This is a genomic window from Ruegeria sp. BC3, assembly GCF_056539265.1.
Genome location: NZ_JBQFUP010000006.1, coordinates 84,357 through 103,714, shown reverse-complemented (window position 1 = coordinate 103,714; position 19,358 = coordinate 84,357). Strand labels below are relative to the sequence as shown.

The following is a 19,358-nucleotide window of genomic DNA, read 5'->3' as shown; positions in this document are numbered from 1 at the left end:
TTACTGCACCCAGACCTCGACCCGACGATTGACCTTTCGGCCCCATTCGGTGTCATCACAAGCCATGGGCATCGCCTCGCCGAAAGCGTCCACCGCGATCTCGATACTGTCTGGAATGGCTGTTTCAACCGCTGCAATGACCGCGTTGCGTACCGTTCTGGCCCGCAACATCGCGATCCGCGCATTTGCTGACGCCGCGCCGTCCCCATCGCTAAAGCCGACAAAGGTCAGTTTGCGGGCGTCGACAGCTCCGGTTTCCAGCGCATGCGCCAGCGCCCGAATATTCGAGCGTGACTGGGCGTCGGGGCGGGATGATCCGGCCTCGAACCGGAAGGACAGCGATAGACGGGATTGGGGGCGCAGCGTCTTGATCATGCGCTGCAACTCGTCCAACCCAACCTCGGCACCACCTGAAACCACCGCATTGGCCAAACGGTCGCCCTGCAGCCCGATCTGCATCATTTCCGGAGTCTGATCGACAAAACCCGCCTTACGGATCGCCATCTGAGCCTCGGCGCTTTGGGTATAGGCCAGGAACTGCCGTGCGATGCGGGGCAGACGGATTTCCGGCAGGTACAGGAACATTGGTGAGGTTAGCGGGTAGTCCTCGGTTTTAATCGATTGCCGCGTGGCCGCCAATGCGTGACCACATCCGCCGGTCAAAGGCAGGGCGCGGGCAGCCCCAATCTCGGCATGGCTGGCTATGCCGATTGCAAATGGATCATCAGCGACCGCACGAACCAGATCACTATTGCGGGTATAGCGCGAAACACCCTCGGCAAGGGTTGCATTCGCGGGTGCCAGCAGCCGATCCTCGACCCCTTGTGCCAGGCCCGAGCCCGCGTCGGGTAGATGCAGCGACATTGGCGCGTCGGGTCCGCCCAGATCAGACCAATTTGCGATTTCGCCAGAAAAAACGCGAACCAACTCAGCTGGGGAGATCTGCCGAACCGGATTGTCGCGTGCTACGATCGGGACAAGCGCATCCAGCGCAATGACCCTTGATCGGCGCGCCCCGGCAAGATCGCCCAGCCCGGCCGTTTGTGCGGCCTCTTGTTCTGAAGGGCGGATCTCACGCAGCGCCATGACGATATCGGCCTCATCAGCGACCAAATCCCTAAATCCACCACCGGTGTTACCGGGATCAAAGAAAAACCGGCCCAACGGAGCATTGCGCCCCGCCTTGTGCAGTTCATATGCGAAAGCGCCGGCACCCAAAGGCTGCGGTGTTGCTGACAGCCCCTCTTGCCGGGCAAAGCCGACAATGAGTGCTGGCAGAACCTTTTCTGCCATGACCGACGAGCCGGAAAACCGAACTTCGGCTACATAGTCGGTGAGACTGGGGCAGGCGGGGCCTTCGCAGGTAACGCCAGACCCATCGACGGTCAGCTCACCGAATTGCGTCTCTACACGATAAAACTCGCCATCAAAGCTCAGTAGGTTGCCGGTGATCTCGACCTTGCCGTCCTGCGAGGTCAGGGTAATGTCCTGCGCAAGGACCTGTGACGCCAGAATTGCCGAAATCAGTGTAGCCGTTGCCACACGAAAAAATGTCATACGAAAGCCGAGCCTGCCTGCGGTTTAGTTTGCCGCGATTGTCAGGTCTTGGAGCAAATTATTCAACACCAGAAACTCACCGGTTTGTGCGCAATCCGGCATGGTCAGCGTCAAATCGCGTGATCGCAAGCGGCGATCCCCGCGCAGTTCCAGTGATTGCAGGGCGAGATCATGGCCACAATTGGCGTCGTTCACCTCGGCTTCGATGGTCAGCTCGATCGAACCAGTCTGATCGGTCTGGGAGACCGGGAAGGAGTAAACCTCGATATTCTGCGCGTCTCCAAACCCGGATTGGCCCAAATGCACGACGGTGCCCGCCCCACCTGTGTCCGTATTGGCCGAGACGTGACCTGTGCCGCCATAGCTGGCCCCAAATTCCAGCGCATGGATTTGCAGGTCTGTGTCCCCCTGCCACTGCAGGGCGATGCGGGTGAAATCTGCCATGTCCGGGATGTGAGTGGTGGCAACGGTCCCGGTCTGATCGTCGACTGAGATCAGAAAGATGGCATATTCCGACAGGGCTGGGATCGTCAGATCCAGACGGCCGTTCTTGTCCGTTTTTTGAGTGACTTTCAGCCCGCTGTGATGCACCTCAATCCGTTCATTGCTGTGGCAGGGGGCTTTCACGGTCAGGCGGGCGGAGGCGCCGGGCACGGCGTGAGCACGCGCGCTTAGTGCGCATTTCGAAGTGTCAGAGCGGGTTGACCGGCTGGGCTGCAGCGAGCGCTGCGTGGGCTGAGCGCCGCGCGGCGTATTCAAGGCTGGAGTCGACGAGGTCAGCACGACATCCTGCAGCCCGGCGATAACCGAAGACTGATTGGTAACCACGTCCGGTTGCACCTGCGCATCGTCCGATTGCGCGGGCCATCCATTTTGCATCAGGTAACCAATTACCAGGGCACAAGCCACAGTGCCGCCAGTGGTTACGTAATTCTTGATTACGAACAAAACACCCTCCCCAGTTGAAGGAGCGAGTCGCAATGTGATGTCGAATCACGGCCAATATGTGGCCGTGAGGCGGACTCATTGTGTCGAGGGAGGGTGACCTCAGGTCAGCCGACCATGGCAGTGTTTGAACTTTTTGCCGGATCCGCAGGGGCAAAGATCGTTGCGCGACGGGTTACCCCAGGTCGAAGGATCGTCTTCGACAAAACCGGGGCGTGCGTCGCCCGAAGCTTTCGCTTCGGCCACGGCTTCGGCCCGATCTGCGGCCTTGTCGACCGCCTGTTGTGCCTGGGCCTGCTGAGACTGCATTTGGGCCAGCATCTCGCGCTGTTCTTCCTCGGTCAGCGGGCGAACGCGCGACAGTTGCTGCGTCACGGTTTCGCGCAAGGAATCCAGCATGCCTTCGAACAACTGGAAGCTTTCGTTTTTGTATTCGTTCAGCGGATCACGCTGAGCGTAGCCGCGGAATCCAACGACCGACCGCAGATGTTCCAGCGTCAACAGGTGCTCGCGCCATTTGCTGTCGATGGTCTGCAGCAGAACCTGCTTTTCGATGTTGCGCATGTTCTCGGGGCCAAAAGCGGCAGCCTTCTGCGCCATCATCTCGTCTGCGGCGTTTATCAGACGCTCGCGCACTTGCTCGTCATCCACGCCTTCCTCGGCGGCCCAGTCCTGAACCGGCGCGTCGATGGTCAGCTTGTCTTTGACCGCTTCATGCAGACCGTCGGTGTCCCACTGGTCGGCGTAGGATTTTGGCGGCATATATTCGTCGATCAGGTCGTCGATCACCTGTTCGCGCATATCAGCCACGACCTCGGACAGGTCATCCGAGGACATGATCTCGCGCCGCTGGCTAAAGACAACCTTTCGCTGGTCGTTCATCACGTCGTCGAATTTCAGGACGTTTTTTCGCATGTCGAAGTTGCGGCCTTCGACTTTGGACTGCGCGCGTTCCAGCGACTTGTTCACCCAAGGGTGCACGATCGCCTCGCCCTCTTTCATACCCAGTGTAGTCAGGACCTTGTCCAGACGTTCCGAGCCGAAGATACGCATCAGGTCGTCTTCGAGGCTCAGGTAGAACACGGTGCGGCCCGGGTCGCCCTGACGGCCCGAACGACCGCGTAGCTGGTTGTCGATGCGGCGGCTTTCGTGGCGTTCAGACGCCATAACGTACAGACCGCCGGCAGCTAGAACCTTTTCTTTTTCTTCGGCGTGGCGCGCCTCTTCGGCTGCGCGCAGTTGGGCCGGGTCGGCCTCGGGGTTTTCGGCCAGCGCCTGCAGAACCTTCATCTCGACATTGCCGCCCAGCTGAATGTCGGTGCCGCGGCCTGCCATGTTGGTTGCGATGGTCACCGCACCAAGACGCCCTGCATCAGCGACGATCTGTGCTTCCTGCTCGTGCTGGCGGGCGTTCAGAACGTTGTGTTCGATGCCTTCCTTCTGCAGCATCTGGCTCAGCAACTCGGATTTCTCGATGGACGTCGTGCCCAGCAGGACCGGTTGGCCCTTTTCCTGCGCTTCTTTGGTTTCCTTGATCATCGCGCCGTATTTTTCCATGGCGGTGCGATAGACCTGATCGTCCTCGTCCATGCGGGCGATCGGCTTGTTGGTCGGAACTTCGACCACACCCAGACCGTAGATTTCGGCGAATTCCTCGGCCTCGGTCAGGGCTGTACCGGTCATACCGCCCAGTTTGTCATAGAGGCGGAAATAGTTCTGGAAGGTCACGCTGGCCAGCGTCACGTTCTCGGGCTGAATTTGCACGCCTTCCTTGGCCTCGATGGCCTGATGCAGACCTTCGGACAAACGGCGGCCCGGCATCATGCGGCCGGTGAATTCGTCGATCAGAACCACGTTGCCGTCACGAACAATGTAGTCCTTATCGCGATTGAATAGTTTGTGCGCGCGCAGGCCTTGGTTCACGTGGTGTACGACCGTTGTGCTTTCGGGGTCATACAGCGAATGGCCCTCGGGGATCAGACCAGCGGCGATCAGTTGCTGCTCCAGGAACTCGTTGCCTTCATCAGTGAAGGTCACATTCCGGGATTTTTCGTCCAGTGTGAAGTGTTCGTCGCTAAGTGACGGAATCAGGCCATCAATGGCGGTATACAGGTCCGAGCGGTCCTGCGACGGCCCCGAGATGATCAGCGGTGTCCGCGCCTCGTCGATCAGGATCGAGTCCACCTCGTCAACAATCGCGAAATTGTGGTGTTTCTGGTAAACCTGTTCCAGATCCGCCTTCATGTTGTCGCGCAGGTAATCGAAACCCAGCTCATTATTGGTGGCATAGGTGATGTCGCACTTGTAAGCGGCCATCTTTTCGTCGTCGGGTTGACCGGACCAGATCACGCCCGTGGTCATGCCAAGGGCTGCGAAAACCTTGCCCATCCATTCCGAGTCACGCTTAGCTAGGTATTCGTTCACGGTAACGACGTGCACGCCCTTACCGGTCAGCGCGTTCAGATAGGCCGGGAAGGTCGCGACCAGCGTCTTGCCCTCACCCGTTTTCATTTCCGAGATGTTGCCCTGATGCAGGAACGTACCGCCCATCAGCTGGACATCAAAGGCGCGCAGACCCAGCGCGCGTTTAGCGCCTTCGCGGACATTGGCAAAGGCTTCGGGCAGCAGGTCGTCGAGGCTTTCGCCATCCAGCGCGCGTTTGCGCAGTTCTTCGGTCTTTTCCTTCAGACCGTCATCCGACAGTTTCTCGAACTCGGGTTCCAGCGCGTTGATCTTTTCGATCAGGGGGCGGGTCGCCTTGATCTTGCGGTCGTTCGGTGTTCCGAACACCTTTTTGGCGAGCGTTCCGAGTCCCAGCATGTTCACTCCAGCGGATCTGTTCTTGTCTTGGTTGCGACAGGCTTGCCCACCTTGCGCGCAACCCATAGATACGGGGGGTGAAAGGCGGCCCTGTCCAAGGCTTCAAAGCGATGTAAGCGGCAGGTTCCAGAGTGTCAACGCCGCGCCCTGTCGCGGCAAGAAAATAGGATGATTCCATGCCCAAAGGCCTCACTTTTCTGCCATCGCTGGCTCTGGCTGCCGTGATGGCGCTGCCGCTGGCCGCCGAAACCAAGCCAGATGCGGACACTGTTGTCGCCAATGTGAACGGTGACACGATCACGTTGGGTCACGTGATCGCTGCTGTGGCTGCTTTGCCGCCAAATTACGCCGATATCGAAGATGACGTTCTGTATGAATTCATCATCGAGCAGTTGATTCAGCAGCAATTGCTGGCCCAGCAGCAGGAGTCGCTGAGCAAACTGAACCAGTTGGGGCTTGAGAACGAAGGCCGGTCAATGCAGGCGGTGCAGACGGTGAATACGCTGCTTGACGGTGCCTTGACCGATGAGGCGATCCAAGCTGCCTATGACGCAGAGTTCGCTGATTTCCAGGGCGAGGATGAGTACAACGCCAGCCACATTCTGGTTGAGACCGAGGATGCGGCCAAGGACATCAAGGCACAGCTGGAGGATGGTGCCGATTTTGCTGAAATGGCCAAGGAAAAGTCTACTGGCCCGTCCGGTCCCAATGGTGGGTCGCTAGGGTGGTTCGGTAAGGGCCGCATGGTGCCCGAATTCGAAACCGCTGTGGTTGGGCTGGAAAAAGGCCAGATATCGGACCCGGTTCAGACGCAGTTTGGCTGGCACGTGATCATTCTGAATGACACCCGCAAATCCGAAGCTCCGGCGCTGGATGCAGTGCGGGATCAGCTGGCCCAAACCATTCAACAAGAAGCGATTCAGGCCAAAATCGACGAGTTGACCCAGACGGCACAAATCGAACGTTCAGCGCTGGATGGTACCGGTCCCGAGGTCATTCGCCAGATCGACCTGATTCAGGAGTAATCCCCGTGGCCACGATCACCAAGGTTTCGCCGCTCGCGCCAGCGGGTTTTCCCGATCTGCCTGCTATTGACGGTGTGCGTTTTGCCACCGTCGAGGCAGGTGTCCGTTATCAGGGCCGAACAGATGTCATGCTGGCGGTTCTTGATCCCGGCACGTCCGTGGCGGGCGTATTCACGCGCTCGGCGACCCGTGCGGCCCCGGTTTTGGACTGTCAGGAGAAAATCGGTGGGGCCAGTGACGGACCCGCTGCCATTCTTGTGAACTCGGGCAACGCCAACGCCTTTACGGGCCATTACGGTCAAACCTCGGTGGCCGAGGTGACACAGGCGGTCTCGGCCGCAACCGGTGTTCCGGTGGAACGGGTCTTTACCTCGTCCACCGGCGTGATCGGCGAGCCGCTGCCCCACGATCGGATTGTGGCGCAGCTTGAGGCGCTGAAAGCGGGCCTCAGCCGCCATGCGGTCGAAGACGCCGCGCGGGCGATCATGACTACTGACACCTTTCCCAAAGGGGCGTCGGCACAGGTAGAGATTGACGGCAAAACAGTCTCTATTGCAGGGATTGCCAAAGGCTCAGGTATGATCGCGCCGGACATGGCGACGATGCTGGTCTACATCTTCACCGATGCCAAGATCGACCAATCGGCTTTGCAGGCCCTGTTGGGCGCGCAGACAGACCGCACGTTCAACTGCATTACGGTGGACAGCGACACCTCGACCTCGGACAGTCTGCTTCTGTGCGCGACCGGAGCCTCGGGCGTGGACGCCACCGGAAACGCGGTGTTCGAACAGGCGCTTGAAAAGGTGATGCTGGACCTTGCGCAGCAGGTTGTGCGCGACGGGGAAGGAGCCACGAAATTCGTGGAAATCCGCGTGACGGGTGCCGCCTCGGATGCGGATGCCAAGGTGCATGGTTTGGCGATTGCGAATTCCCCGCTGGTCAAAACCGCTATCGCGGGCGAGGACCCGAACTGGGGCCGTGTGGTCATGGCCATCGGCAAATCCGGAGCCGCTGCCGACCGCGATCTTCTGAGCATTTCGTTCGGGGACATTCTGGTGGCCGAGAAGGGCTGGGTCAGCCCTGATTATCGCGAGGAAGACGCCGCCGAGTACATGAAAGGTCAGGATTTGGTGATCGGCGTCGATCTGGGTCTGGGTGAGGGAAAATCCACCGTTTGGACCTGTGACCTGACTCACGGGTATATCGAAATCAACGCGGATTACCGTTCATGAAAACAGTATTGGTCTCTGCTGTGGCGCTGATTGACGTCGAAGGCCGGGTGCTGCTGGCGCAGCGCCCCGAAGGCAAATCCATGGCCGGTTTGTGGGAATTCCCCGGAGGTAAAATCGAACCCGGCGAAACCCCCGAGGTCGCCCTGATCCGTGAATTGCACGAGGAACTGGGCATCGACACCTGGGCCTCGTGCCTTGCCCCACTGACCTTTGCCAGCCACAGCTACGATGATTTCCACCTGCTGATGCCACTGTTTGCCTGCCGAAAGTGGGAGGGGATTCCGCAATCCAAAGAAGGTCAGGCGCTGAAATGGGTGCGGGCAAATGATCTGCGCAACTACCCGATGCCGGCGGCGGATGTTCCGCTGATCCCGATATTGCGGGATTGGTTATAAAGTTAAATCCCGAAGTCGTTCGAGCTGATCGGTCCGGATATCGAGTATGCGGATTAAGCTGTCATTGCTTGCGCTTTGGGAATGGCAAGTTTCATTATCAAGGCGCTTACTACTCGCCTAAGGTGTAATGCCACGAACTGTAGTGTCTTCGGATCGTTGTTGGAATTTCTTTATGGATGCAATCGACTACAGAAATCTAGTGGGTCTTTTTTGGATCATTTTCTTGTTTGTTTTGATGCCGTTGAGCTTTCGTCGCCATACAAAAAAACCGGAATTTAAAGCACTTATGGAGTCCGGCCAACTCATCAATCTCAATTTGCTTACCCTTGTTTCGACATGGTTCCGAAAGAAAGGCGACCCACTAAGAAGACCCCACATAAAGATAGCGAAGATTGGTATTGCGTACTTCTGCGGGCTATTATTCGGAGCGCTCTTCGGTCTTATAGCTATTATTTCGGCGTTTCGTCTCTAGTCACAAGCACAACTTTTTGAGTGGTCACCAAGAGCTCGAAACTGCCTTTTGTCAGGCCACGCACTCATGGCCCTTGTCGCATCCTCTGCAACCTTGTGAAAAAAAGGGTAACGAAAACTTACACCGCTCTTTTTTTTGGAGCGCATTACTTCGCGGTTTGCATACTTCGTACAACTTGGAAGATCGCCCCCCCACCCCTGTTACAATTCGTAAGAATTGAGAAAACATCAGGAAAAAGTTGACGCTGATCGTGCAAGCGTCCCTTAATCGGGGCGTTGGCGTCCGGGGTTGATCCTCGGGTCCGCCGTTTCCGGCCCGGAGGAGGGGCCGGATGGGGAGGAGAAGAAGATTGGTTCAGACGCAGTCGGGCGCCGAAGGGTTGCAGTCCCTTCCGGCGCTTCTACACCGCAATGCGACCCAGTTCGGGGACGTCCCGGCATATCGGGAAAAGGAATTCGGAATCTGGCAATGCTGGACCTGGGCCGAAGCGGCCAAGGAGGTTCGTGCGATTGCGCTGGGATTTCTTGAGCTTGGCGTTGAACGAGGCGACCACATCGCCGTCATAGGCCGCAACCGCCCAGCACATTACTGGTCGATGGTCGCGGCTCAGATGGTAGGGGCGGTTCCTGTGCCTTTGTATCAGGACTCGGTCGCCGAAGAGATGGCCTATGTTCTGGAACACTGCGGCGCGAAATACGTCGTCTGCGGCGATCAGGAGCAGGTCGACAAGGTCATCGAGATTCAGGAGAACCTGCATCAGGTCAAACACATCCTCTACACTGACAAGCGTGGGATGCGGAAATACGACCACAGCCAGATGAACGCGCTTGAGGACATTATGGCTGAGGGCAGCGCCGGTCACGCGCGGTTTGATGCCGAACTGGACAAGCGCATCGCAGCGATCACCTACGACGACACTTGTGTGATGCTCTATACCTCGGGCACCACTGGCAAGCCCAAGGGTGTTGTTCTGTCGAACCGTAATGTGATCGAAAGCGCTAAGAATTCGGCAGAGTTCGACCACCTGACCCGGAACGAGGACATCCTGTCCTACCTGCCGATGGCCTGGGTGGGTGATTTCATCTTTTCCATCGGTCAGGCCTATTGGTGCGGCTTCTGCGTGAATTGCCCCGAGAGCGCTGACACGATGATGACCGACCTGCGTGAGATCGGGCCGACTTACTTTTTCGCCCCTCCGCGCGTGTTCGAGACACAGCTGACCAATGTGATGATCCGGATGGAGGATGCGGGCAAGCTGAAGCAGCGTATGTTCCATCACTTCATGGCGCACGCCAAAAAGGTTGGCGGCTTGCTGCTGGATGGTAAGCCTGTTGGTTTTGGCGACCGGATGAAATACGCGCTGGGCAATATGCTGGTGTACGGACCGCTGAAAGACACGCTCGGCTATGGCCGGTTTCGCGTGGGCTATACGGCGGGCGAGGCGATCGGGCCGGAGATTTTCGATTTCTACCGTTCGCTAGGCATCAACCTGAAACAGCTTTACGGCCAGACCGAAGCGACCGTGTTCATCACCGTGCAGCCTGATGGTGAGGTTCGGGCGGACACCGTGGGCGTCCCGGCACCGGATGTTGAATTGAAAATCGACGACAATGGCGAGATCCATTATCGCTCGCCAGGTGTGTTCGTTGAATACTACAACAATCCGGATTCCACGGCCTCGACCAAGGATGCCGAAGGTTGGGTGGCGACGGGCGATGCCGGGTTCATCGAAGAAGGCTCGGGCCATTTGCGGATCATTGATAGGGCCAAGGACGTCGGCAAAATGGCGGATGGGTCGATGTTCGCGCCCAAGTACGTCGAGAACAAGCTGAAGTTCTATCCAGACATTCTTGAGGTCGTGCTGTTCGGCAATGGCAAGGATCGCTGCGTGGCTTTCATCAATATCGACCTGACCGCGGTTGGTAACTGGGCCGAACGCAACAACGTGGCCTACGCGTCATATCAGGAACTGGCGGGCCATCCCCGCGTGTTGGAGACGATCAAGGCCCATGTGGAAGAGGTGAACAAGTCGGTGGCCGCAGACGAGATGCTGTCGGGGTGCCAGGTCCACCGCTTTGTGGTGCTGCACAAGGAACTGGATGCGGATGATGGCGAGATGACCCGGACCCGGAAGGTTCGCCGTGGGTTTGTCGAGGATAAGTTCCACGACATTATTGCCGCGCTTTATGACGGGTCCTCGAGCGTTTCGACCACCACCGAAGTGACGTATGAGGACGGACGCAAGGGCTCGATCTCGGCCACGCTTGAAATCGTCGATGCGCCGGTTGTGCCAGTCGCGCAGCACAAGGTGGCGGCGGAATGAGGGGTCGCCGAGCGCCGCTCGACCTGCGGTCATCGCCCCGCCCGCCGTCCCGTTTTTCCGCAAGTCAGGGAGTGACTGATGCTGGATAATTCCGAAGGATATGTCACCGAGGACGGCCGCAAGATCGGCGGTGTGGTGATGGAAATGAAGAACATCACCCTGCGCTTTGGCGGTGTTGTGGCGATCAAGGATATCTCGTTCGACATTCGCGAGGGTGAGATTCGCGCCATCATCGGGCCGAACGGGGCCGGTAAATCCTCGATGCTCAACGTAATTTCCGGGTTTTATGTCCCGCAGGAGGGCGAGGTCTGGTTTCATGGGGCAAAACGCCCACCGATGCGCCCCTATGAGGTTGCGCGGCAGGGCATTGCCCGAACATTCCAGAATATCGCCTTGTTCGAAGGCATGAGCGTTCTGGACAACGTGATGACCGGTCGGCTGAACTATATGAAAACAAACATCTTTCAGCAGGCCTTTTGGAAGGGCAAAGCCGAGGCTGAAGAGGTTGAGAACCGCGAGGCGGTCGAGAAGATCATCGACTTCCTAGAAATCCAGCACATCCGCAAGACACCGGTGTCTCGCTTGCCGTATGGCCTGAAGAAACGCGTCGAACTGGCGCGCGCGCTGGCAGCCGAGCCCAAGCTGTTGCTGCTGGATGAACCGATGGCCGGTATGAACGTCGAAGAGAAAGAGGACATGAGCCGCTTTATCCTCGACGTGAATGACGAGTTCGGCACCACGATTGCCCTGATCGAACACGATATGGGCGTTGTGATGGACCTGAGCGACCGCGTGGTCGTGATGGATTATGGCCGCAAGATCGGCGACGGCACCCCGGACGAAGTGCGCAACAATCAGGAAGTCATCGATGCCTATCTGGGGGTGAGCCATGACTGACCATCTGACAGACATGAGAGGGGGCGCACATGCCTGAACAACTCGTATTTGCGATGGAGGTTATCCTCAACGGTCTGATGGCCGGGGTTCTCTATGCGCTGGTGGCTCTGGGCTTTGTGCTGATCTACAAGGCTTCGGGGATTTTCAACTATGCTCAAGGGGTTATGGCGCTGTTCGCGGCGATGACGCTGGTGGGGATCATGAATGGGCAGGTGCCGTTTTCGCATCTGATCAACGCGATCTTTGGGACGCACATTCACTACTTTGGTTGGAATGTTCCGGCTATTGTGGCGATCCTTCTGACGATGGCGGTGATGGTGCTGTTGGCCTGGGCCGTGCAGCGGTTCGTGATGCGCCACTTGGTGGGGCAGGAACCGATCATCCTGTTCATGGCAACCATCGGTCTGGCCTATTTCCTTGAAGGTGTGGCCGACCTGATGTGGGGGTCCGAGATCAAGACGCTGGATGTGGGTCTGCCGCAGGGCATCAACCTGTGGATCGATGAAAGCACGTTCAGCATCTTTGGCTACGGCTTCTTCATCGACAATCTGGACATCGTGGCAACGATCATTGCCGCCCTGCTGGTGGCTGCGCTGGTTGCGTTCAGCCAATATACCAAACAGGGTCGTGCGATGCGCGCGGTGGCTGATGACCATCAGGCGGCGCTGTCGGTTGGTATCTCGCTGAACTTCATCTGGATCATGGTGTGGTCGGTCGCTGGCTTTGTTGCGCTGGTCGCGGGCATCATGTGGGGTACGAAATCGGGCGTGCAGTTTTCACTGTCGCTGATTGCCCTCAAGGCGTTGCCTGTGCTGATGCTGGGTGGGTTCACCTCGATCCCCGGAGCGATCGTCGGCGGGCTGATCATCGGCGTGGGTGAGAAACTGTTTGAATTCGCCATCGGCCCGCTGGTCGGCGGCGCGACCGAGAACTGGTTCGCCTATGTTCTGGCGCTGATCTTCCTCGTCTTCCGGCCGCAAGGCCTGTTCGGTGAGAAGATCATCGAGAGGGTTTAGCGATGCAAAAGCTGATCGCCATCGTAAACGTCATCTCGTGGGCCGGGTTTTGGGCGTTCGGGTATATCGCCCTGACGTCGGATGATCTGAGCCCGAGCCAGCTGACGATCGCCGCGATCCTGGCTTTTGCCGGGCTGGTCATGGGCATCCTGGCCTACCTGAAACTCGTGCGCGCCTCAGAGGCGAGCGGATATGCCAAAGGGTCCAATCAACTGGACGCCGCAGCCCGGAACCGGGCGCAGGAAGAATGGGGAAAGTAAGACATGTTCTATCGTGAGGCCGGAGACTTCAAAGTCTCTTACGTGGATGACAGCCAGACTTTCCCGATCAAATTCGACCGGTATCGCTATTACGTGGTTCTGGCAGTGGCGTTCGGGATTATTCCCTTCATCATCAATGACTACTGGGCCAACGCGCTGCTTTTGCCTTTCCTGATCTACGCGATTGCCGCAATCGGCTTGAACATTCTTGTCGGCTATTGCGGGCAGGTGTCCCTGGGTACAGGGGGGTTCATGGCCGTGGGGGCTTATGCCTGTTACAAGCTGATGACGGCCTTTCCCGATGTCAGCATGTTCATCCATGTCATTCTTGCCGGAGGCATCACCGCGATTGTCGGGGTGCTGTTTGGTCTGCCCAGCTTGCGGATCAAGGGGTTTTACTTGGCCGTGGCCACGCTGGCGGCACAGTTCTTCCTTGTGTGGTTGTTCAACCGGGTGCCTTGGTTCTACAATTACTCGGCCTCGGGACAGATCAACGCGCCCGAGCGTGATGTGTTCGGCATCATCATTACCGGTCCGAACGCCTCGGCCTGGGCCACCTATCTGTTCTGCCTGATCTTCCTGACCATCAGCGCCATCATTGCCCGCAACCTGACACGTGGCACCACCGGGCGCACCTGGATGGCGATCCGCGACATGGATATCGCGGCCGAGATCATCGGGGTGAACCCGCTGAAGGCCAAGATGAGCGCCTTTGCCATTAGCTCGTTCTTTATTGGCATCGCTGGCGCGCTGTTCTTTGCAGTCTACCTTGGCGCGGTCGAAGTTGGCGAAGTCTTCGGAATTCAGAAATCGTTCCTGGTGCTATTCATGATCATTATCGGCGGGCTAGGGTCTATTTTCGGGTCCTTTGCAGGCGCAGCGTTCCTTGTCTTGCTGCCAGTCGTCCTGAAAGTTGTCGGCGTCGATGTTCTGGGCTGGCCCACCGACATCGTGGCGCACCTGCAATTGGTGATCGTCGGCGCACTGATCATCATGTTCCTGATCCTCGAACCACATGGTCTGGCGCAGCTGTGGCGCGTGGCGAAAGAGAAACTCAGACTCTGGCCGTTCCCTCACTAGGGGCAGGCCCAATCATAAGACGGGCGGCACAAGCCCGAACCCAACATCGGACTAACCAAGGGAGGAGACACCCGATGAACAAGACACTGGCAACCATGGCGCTGGGCGCCCTGATGGCCGCAGGGCCGGCGATGGCGGATCTGGTGATCCCGGATCTCAGCTATCGGACCGGACCGTATGCTGCTGGCGGTATCCCGTTCTCGGACGGATACAACGACTATTTCACCCTGCTGAACGAACGTGACGGCGGCGTTGGCGGCGAACCGATCCGCGTTGTGTCCTGCGAAACCGGATACAATACGGAAAAAGGTGTTGAGTGCTATGAGTCCACCAAGGGCGAAGGCGCTCTGGTGTATCAGCCTCTGTCCACCGGTATCACCTATCAGCTGATCCCCAAAGTGACCGCTGACAACATCCCGCTGCACACGATGGGCTATGGCCGCACCTCGGCCGCAAACGGCACTGTGTTCAGCCACGTGTTCAACTACCCGGCCAACTACTGGAACGGTGCCTCGGGCGCGATCAACTATCTGCTCGAGCAGAATGGCGGCGACCTGAGCGGTAAGAAAATTGCGCTAGTTTATCACAACTCTGCCTACGGCAAAGAGCCGATCCGCACCCTGGAAACCTTGGCAGAGAAGTATGGCTATGATCTGGCGTTGCTGCCGGTGGATCACCCGGGTCAGGAACAGAAGTCCCAATGGCTGCAGATCCGCCGCGACAAGCCCGATTATGTTATCATGTGGGGCTGGGGCGTCATGAACCAGGTCGCCGTGCAAGAGGCCGCGAACATCCGGTTCCCGATGGAAAACTTCATCGGTGTCTGGTGGTCCGGTGCCGAATTTGACGTCGAACCGGCTGGTGAAAAGGCCAATGGCTACAAAGCTCTGACCTTCACTGGACTGGGTAAGGACTATCCGGTCTATGGCGATCTGCAGACCTTTGTCGTCGATGCAGGCAAAGCTGCCGGTGCCGGGGATCAATTGGGCACGGTGCAGTACAACCGGGGCCTTTACGCCGCGATGCTGGCTGCTGAGGCCATCAAGACCGCACAAGAGATCCACGGCGTTGCCGACATCACCCCTGCAATGATGCGGGACGGTATGGAAGCTCTGGAAATGACCAACGCAAAAATGGATGCGCTTGGTATGGGCGGCTTTGGCCCCGAGTTCACGGTCACCTGTGAAAATCACGGTGGCCCAGGTTTGGTTGGTGTCGTCCAGTGGGATGCCTCTGCCAAGACCTGGAACACGGTTCAGGACTTCAAGCCGACCGATGCCGAAGTGATTGGCGCCCTGATCGCCGAGGACTCGGCTGCTTATGCGGCAGAGAACAACATTGAAACGCGCTGCAACTAAAGCGCTTTGACTTTCGGGGCGGCGGGTTGCTGCCGCTCCGACCCCAACACACGCACGAGGACATGCCCGGATGCTGGATGCGGCTCAAACCACTGACGTGCAGGCGGAAACCCTGCTTGAAGTCAACAATATCGAGGTGATCTACAACCACGTGATCCTCGTTCTGAAAGGCGTCAGCCTGACCGTACCCAAGGGCGGTATTACGGCCCTGTTGGGTGGTAATGGCGCGGGCAAGACCACAACGCTGAAGGCTGTTTCAAACCTGCTGCATTCGGAACGCGGCGAGGTCACCAAAGGAACCATCACCTATCGCGGCAACAGCGTGCACGAAAGTGATCCGGCCGATCTGGTGGAAAAGGGCGTCATCCAGGTGATGGAAGGTCGCCATTGTTTCGAACACCTGACCGTTGAGGAAAATCTGCTGACCGGGGCCTACACCCGAAAGGATGGCAAAGCGGCCATTCAGCAGGACCTTGAGCTGGTCTACACGTATTTCCCGCGCCTCAAGGAACGCCGCCGGTCGCAGGCAGGCTATACCTCGGGTGGTGAACAACAGATGGTTGCGATGGGCCGGGCGCTGATGTCGCGACCCGAGACGATCCTGCTGGATGAACCCTCGATGGGTCTTGCCCCGCAGCTGGTCGAAGAGATTTTCGGCATCGTGAAGGACCTGAACGAGAAAGAAGGCGTGTCCTTCTTGCTGGCCGAACAGAATACAAATGTGGCTCTAAGGTTCGCGCATTACGGCTATATTCTGGAATCGGGGCGCGTTGTTATGGACGGTCCCGCAGCCGACCTGCGCGAAAACCCGGATGTGAAAGAGTTCTATCTGGGCATGTCCGATGAAGGCCGCAAAAGTTTCCGTGACGTGCGATCTTACCGCCGCCGCAAGAGGTGGCTGTAAGGGAATGGAGGATCTGGCGATGACCTATTACGACGCACTCGAAACCCGATCAGCCGATGAACGTGCCGCCGATCAGGCGCAGGCGCTGCGCACTCAGATCAGCCGTGCCCTGTCCGCTCCCGGGTTTGCGGCGCATCTGGCCGATGCGGATACGGATGCCGTGACCTCTGCCGACGATCTGGTCGGACTTCCGGTTCTGCGTAAGTCAGACCTGGCCAAAGCGCAGACATCGCGCCCGCCCTTTGGCGGGTTCACCGTTAAACCAGCACGACACTTTCATCACGTGTTCCAGTCCCCCGGACCGATATATGAACCGGGCAGCACGGATCACGACTGGTGGCGTATGGGCAGGTTCCTGAATGCGGCAGGCGTAGGTCCGGGCGATATCGTTCAGAATTGTTTCGGCTATCATCTGACACCAGCCGGGATGATCTTTGAAAACGGTGCGCGGGCCGTTGGTGCGGCGGTGCTGCCAGCGGGCACCGGCCAGACAGAGTTGCAGGTGACTGCGGCACGGGACGTCGGCTGTACCGCCTATGCGGGCACGCCGGATTACCTGAAAGTCATTCTGGACAAAGCTGACGAGATGGGCGTGGCCCTCGAATTCTCAAAAGCTGTCGTCGGTGGCGGGGCACTGTTCCCGTCTTTGCGTCAGGACTATGCCGACCGGGGCATTTCCTGCCTGCAGTGTTATGCCACGGCCGATCTGGGCAACATTGCCTATGAAAGCGCCGCGATGGAGGGGATGGTCATTGACGAGCACGTCATCGTCGAGATCGTCACTCCTGGCACCGGAACACCGGTGGCACCCGGAGACGTGGGTGAGGTCGTGGTAACCTCTCTGAATCCTGATTACCCGCTGATCCGCTTTGCCACTGGTGACCTGTCCGCGATCATGCCGGGTGTTTCCCCTTGCGGTCGCACCAACCTGCGGATCAAAGGCTGGATGGGCCGTGCGGACCAGACCACCAAGATCAAAGGCATGTTCGTGCGACCGGAACAGGTCGCGGCCCTTGTCGATAAGCATGACGAGATCGTGAAAGCCCGCGTCATCGCTGCCCGTCAGGGCGAGATGGACACCATGACCGTTCAGATCGAAAGTGCGGGCGGGGACGACATGGCCTACGCCAAGTCCGTCGTCGAGGTCCTGAAGCTGAAAGGCGCGATCGAGGTGGTTGCCCCCGGATCGCTGCCCAAAGACGGTCTGGTGATCGAGGATCAGCGCGTCTACGAATGATCACAAAGCACGTCTGCGGCAGTATGTGCCGCAGATTTGTTCCCCGGCAGACTGGTGTTTCTTAGCATTTTGGTCGATTAAAGGCTGATCAATAGCCAACGCCAGTCACAACCCGGGTCCATGGCCGAAATCGACTATTCAGAACACGGAACGCGCAATCGCGGCGTGCTGGGCACCCGATTGGTGGCCACGGTGGCCTATCTGGTTGCCGCCGCCTGTCTGCTGCCGATGGTTGCCGTTGTTCTGGCTGCTGTGACGGGTGGGACAGATACAGTCTCGCATTTGTTGGAGACGGTTTTGCCGGGCTACGCGCTGACAACCGTCATTCTGGTGGTTCTGGTGGCTGCTGGCACGTTCTCAATCGGTGTGGGCGCCGCTTGGCTGGTGACGATGACCCGGTTCCCGGGCGTACGCTTTCTGGAAATTGCGCTGGTCCTGCCGCTGGCCTTCCCGGCCTATGTGCTGGCCTATGCCTATACGTTCATTCTGGACCATCCGGGAATCGTGCAAACCACGCTCAGGCAGGTCACCGGCTGGGGCCCGCGGGATTATTGGTTCCCCGAGATCCGATCGACTGAGGGCGCAGCGGTGATGCTGATCCTCGTGCTTTACCCTTATGTCTATCTGCTGGCCCGTGCCGCGTTTCTGCAGCAAAGTGCCACCGCCTTTCTGGCCGCCCGGGCGCTGGGCAAAAGCCCGTGGCTGGCGTTTTGGCATGTGTCATTGCCTATGGCCCGCCCGGCCATTGCGGGCGGTGTCCTGCTGGCGATCATGGAAACCATCGCCGATTTTGGCACAGTGGCCTATTTCGGCGTGCAGACCTTTGCCACGGGCATTTACACCAGCTGGTTCTCGATCGGAGACCGCGCCGCCGCTGCGCAGCTGGCCTTGTGCCTGTTGGGGTTCGCTCTGGTAATGGCCGTAGCCGAGCGGATGCAACGCGGCAAAGCGAAATACTATCAGGCGGGCAAAAGCCATGCCTCTCTGCCGTCCGCGCAGTTGAAGGGCTGGCAGTCCGTCGCGGCCTTTTCCCTATGCGCCATCCCGGTGCTGCTTGGGTTCCTGCTGCCGGTTTTCATCCTGATTCAAATGGGCCTGACTTCGGAACAGAACCTGCTGTCGCGGCGTTATATCGGGTTCATCCAGAACTCACTGACACTGGCCGGGGTGGCGGCGGTCGTCACCGTCTGCGCGGCAATCTGTGTGGGGTTCTTCCAACGCTTGCGTCCGGGGCGCGGGTCGTCCAGCGCGGGTTACCTTGCGCGATTGGGCTATGCCGTGCCGGGTGGCGTGATTGCCGTCGGACTGATGGTTCCCTTTGCCAGATTCGATAACGCATTGGATGCGTGGATGCGCGAGACGTTTGATGTTTCAACAGGGCTGCTGGTCACCGGGTCGATCTGGCTGTTGGTGGCGGCTTACATGGTGCGGTTTTTGGCGGCGGCGCTCAGCGCTTATGAGGGCGGGCAAAGCACGGTGCATGCCAACATGGATGCCGCATCCCGGTCTCTGGGCCAATCGCCGCTGGGCACGTTGCGCCGGGTGCACCTGCCGATCCTGACGCCTTCGCTGCTCACGGCTCTGCTGATCGTGTTTGTCGACGTGATGAAAGAGCTGCCCGCGACCCTGATCATGAGGCCTTTCAACTTTGATACATTGGCGGTTCAGGCCTATCGTTTGGCCTCGGATGAGCGGTTAGAGGGCGCCGCTGTGCCGTCTCTGGTGATCCTCGCCGTCGGGCTTTTGCCTGTGATTCTGATCTGTCGACAGGTCGGGCGGCGCTAGCGCGCAGCGATCCAAAAATACCACACCCAAAACGCAGCAGGCTTGATTCAAA

At 58.5% G+C, this 19,358-nt stretch carries 15 protein-coding genes; 12 read left to right on the top strand and 3 right to left on the bottom strand.

Annotation, left to right across the window (positions count from 1 at the left end):
* The 3 genes from ACR0MV_RS16390 to secA form a co-directional block, all read right to left on the bottom strand.
* Positions 1–1,557: a phosphate ABC transporter substrate-binding/OmpA family protein gene (locus ACR0MV_RS16390; RefSeq protein WP_480702859.1), complete on the bottom strand. Its 1,557-nt coding sequence runs from the start codon at positions 1,555–1,557 to the stop codon at positions 1–3.
* Positions 1,558–1,581: 24 nt separating this feature from the next.
* Positions 1,582–2,505 (bottom strand): hypothetical protein, encoded by a 924-nt coding sequence (locus tag ACR0MV_RS16385; RefSeq protein ID WP_480702858.1) that lies wholly within the window; start codon positions 2,503–2,505, stop codon positions 1,582–1,584.
* A 99-nt stretch (positions 2,506–2,604) separates the two neighbouring features.
* Entirely contained in the window at positions 2,605–5,322 is a 2,718-nt protein-coding gene (gene secA / locus ACR0MV_RS16380; RefSeq protein ID WP_480702857.1) for a preprotein translocase subunit SecA, read from the bottom strand.
* A 176-nt stretch (positions 5,323–5,498) separates the two neighbouring features.
* Between secA and ACR0MV_RS16375 the strand changes: the two genes are divergently transcribed.
* The 12 genes from ACR0MV_RS16375 (at position 5,499) to ACR0MV_RS16320 (ending at position 19,306) form a co-directional block, all read left to right on the top strand.
* The gene (locus tag ACR0MV_RS16375) at positions 5,499–6,347 is read left to right on the top strand and encodes a peptidylprolyl isomerase (protein WP_480702856.1); all 849 of its coding nucleotides are present in this window, start codon (positions 5,499–5,501) and stop codon (positions 6,345–6,347) included.
* Between the two features lie 5 nt (positions 6,348–6,352).
* Positions 6,353–7,579, top strand: coding sequence for a bifunctional glutamate N-acetyltransferase/amino-acid acetyltransferase ArgJ (gene argJ, locus ACR0MV_RS16370; protein WP_480702855.1), 1,227 nt, complete (start codon positions 6,353–6,355; stop codon positions 7,577–7,579).
* Complete coding sequence (gene mutT, locus ACR0MV_RS16365) at positions 7,576–7,974, top strand: 8-oxo-dGTP diphosphatase MutT (RefSeq protein WP_170412541.1); 399 nt, start codon at positions 7,576–7,578, stop codon at positions 7,972–7,974. The genes argJ and mutT overlap by 4 nt, the downstream gene beginning before the upstream one ends.
* 821 nt (positions 7,975–8,795) lie before the next feature.
* A complete protein-coding gene (locus ACR0MV_RS16360; RefSeq protein ID WP_480702854.1) occupies positions 8,796–10,769 on the top strand; it encodes an AMP-binding protein in 1,974 nt (657 codons plus the stop codon).
* Between the two features lie 78 nt (positions 10,770–10,847).
* A complete protein-coding gene (locus ACR0MV_RS16355) occupies positions 10,848–11,666 on the top strand; it encodes an ABC transporter ATP-binding protein (RefSeq protein ID WP_170426199.1) in 819 nt (272 codons plus the stop codon).
* A gap of 29 nt (positions 11,667–11,695) precedes the next feature.
* Positions 11,696–12,682 carry a branched-chain amino acid ABC transporter permease gene (locus ACR0MV_RS16350; protein ID WP_480702852.1) on the top strand — a complete coding sequence of 329 codons (987 nt, stop codon included), beginning with the start codon at positions 11,696–11,698 and terminating at the stop codon, positions 12,680–12,682.
* A gap of 2 nt (positions 12,683–12,684) precedes the next feature.
* Positions 12,685–12,942, top strand: a complete 258-nt coding sequence (locus ACR0MV_RS16345; protein ID WP_170426195.1) for a hypothetical protein — start codon at positions 12,685–12,687, stop codon at positions 12,940–12,942.
* A gap of 3 nt (positions 12,943–12,945) precedes the next feature.
* Complete coding sequence (locus ACR0MV_RS16340; protein ID WP_170426193.1) at positions 12,946–14,022, top strand: branched-chain amino acid ABC transporter permease; 1,077 nt, start codon at positions 12,946–12,948, stop codon at positions 14,020–14,022.
* 74 nt (positions 14,023–14,096) lie between these two features.
* A complete protein-coding gene (locus ACR0MV_RS16335) occupies positions 14,097–15,380 on the top strand; it encodes an ABC transporter substrate-binding protein (RefSeq protein ID WP_480702850.1) in 1,284 nt (427 codons plus the stop codon).
* Between the two features lie 70 nt (positions 15,381–15,450).
* The gene (locus ACR0MV_RS16330; protein WP_170426189.1) at positions 15,451–16,284 is read left to right on the top strand and encodes an ABC transporter ATP-binding protein; all 834 of its coding nucleotides are present in this window, start codon (positions 15,451–15,453) and stop codon (positions 16,282–16,284) included.
* A gap of 19 nt (positions 16,285–16,303) precedes the next feature.
* Positions 16,304–17,521: a phenylacetate--CoA ligase family protein gene (locus ACR0MV_RS16325; RefSeq protein WP_170426187.1), complete on the top strand. Its 1,218-nt coding sequence runs from the start codon at positions 16,304–16,306 to the stop codon at positions 17,519–17,521.
* Positions 17,522–17,641: 120 nt separating this feature from the next.
* Positions 17,642–19,306 (top strand): ABC transporter permease, encoded by a 1,665-nt coding sequence (locus ACR0MV_RS16320; protein WP_170426186.1) that lies wholly within the window; start codon positions 17,642–17,644, stop codon positions 19,304–19,306.
* Positions 19,307–19,358 lie beyond the last annotated feature (52 nt).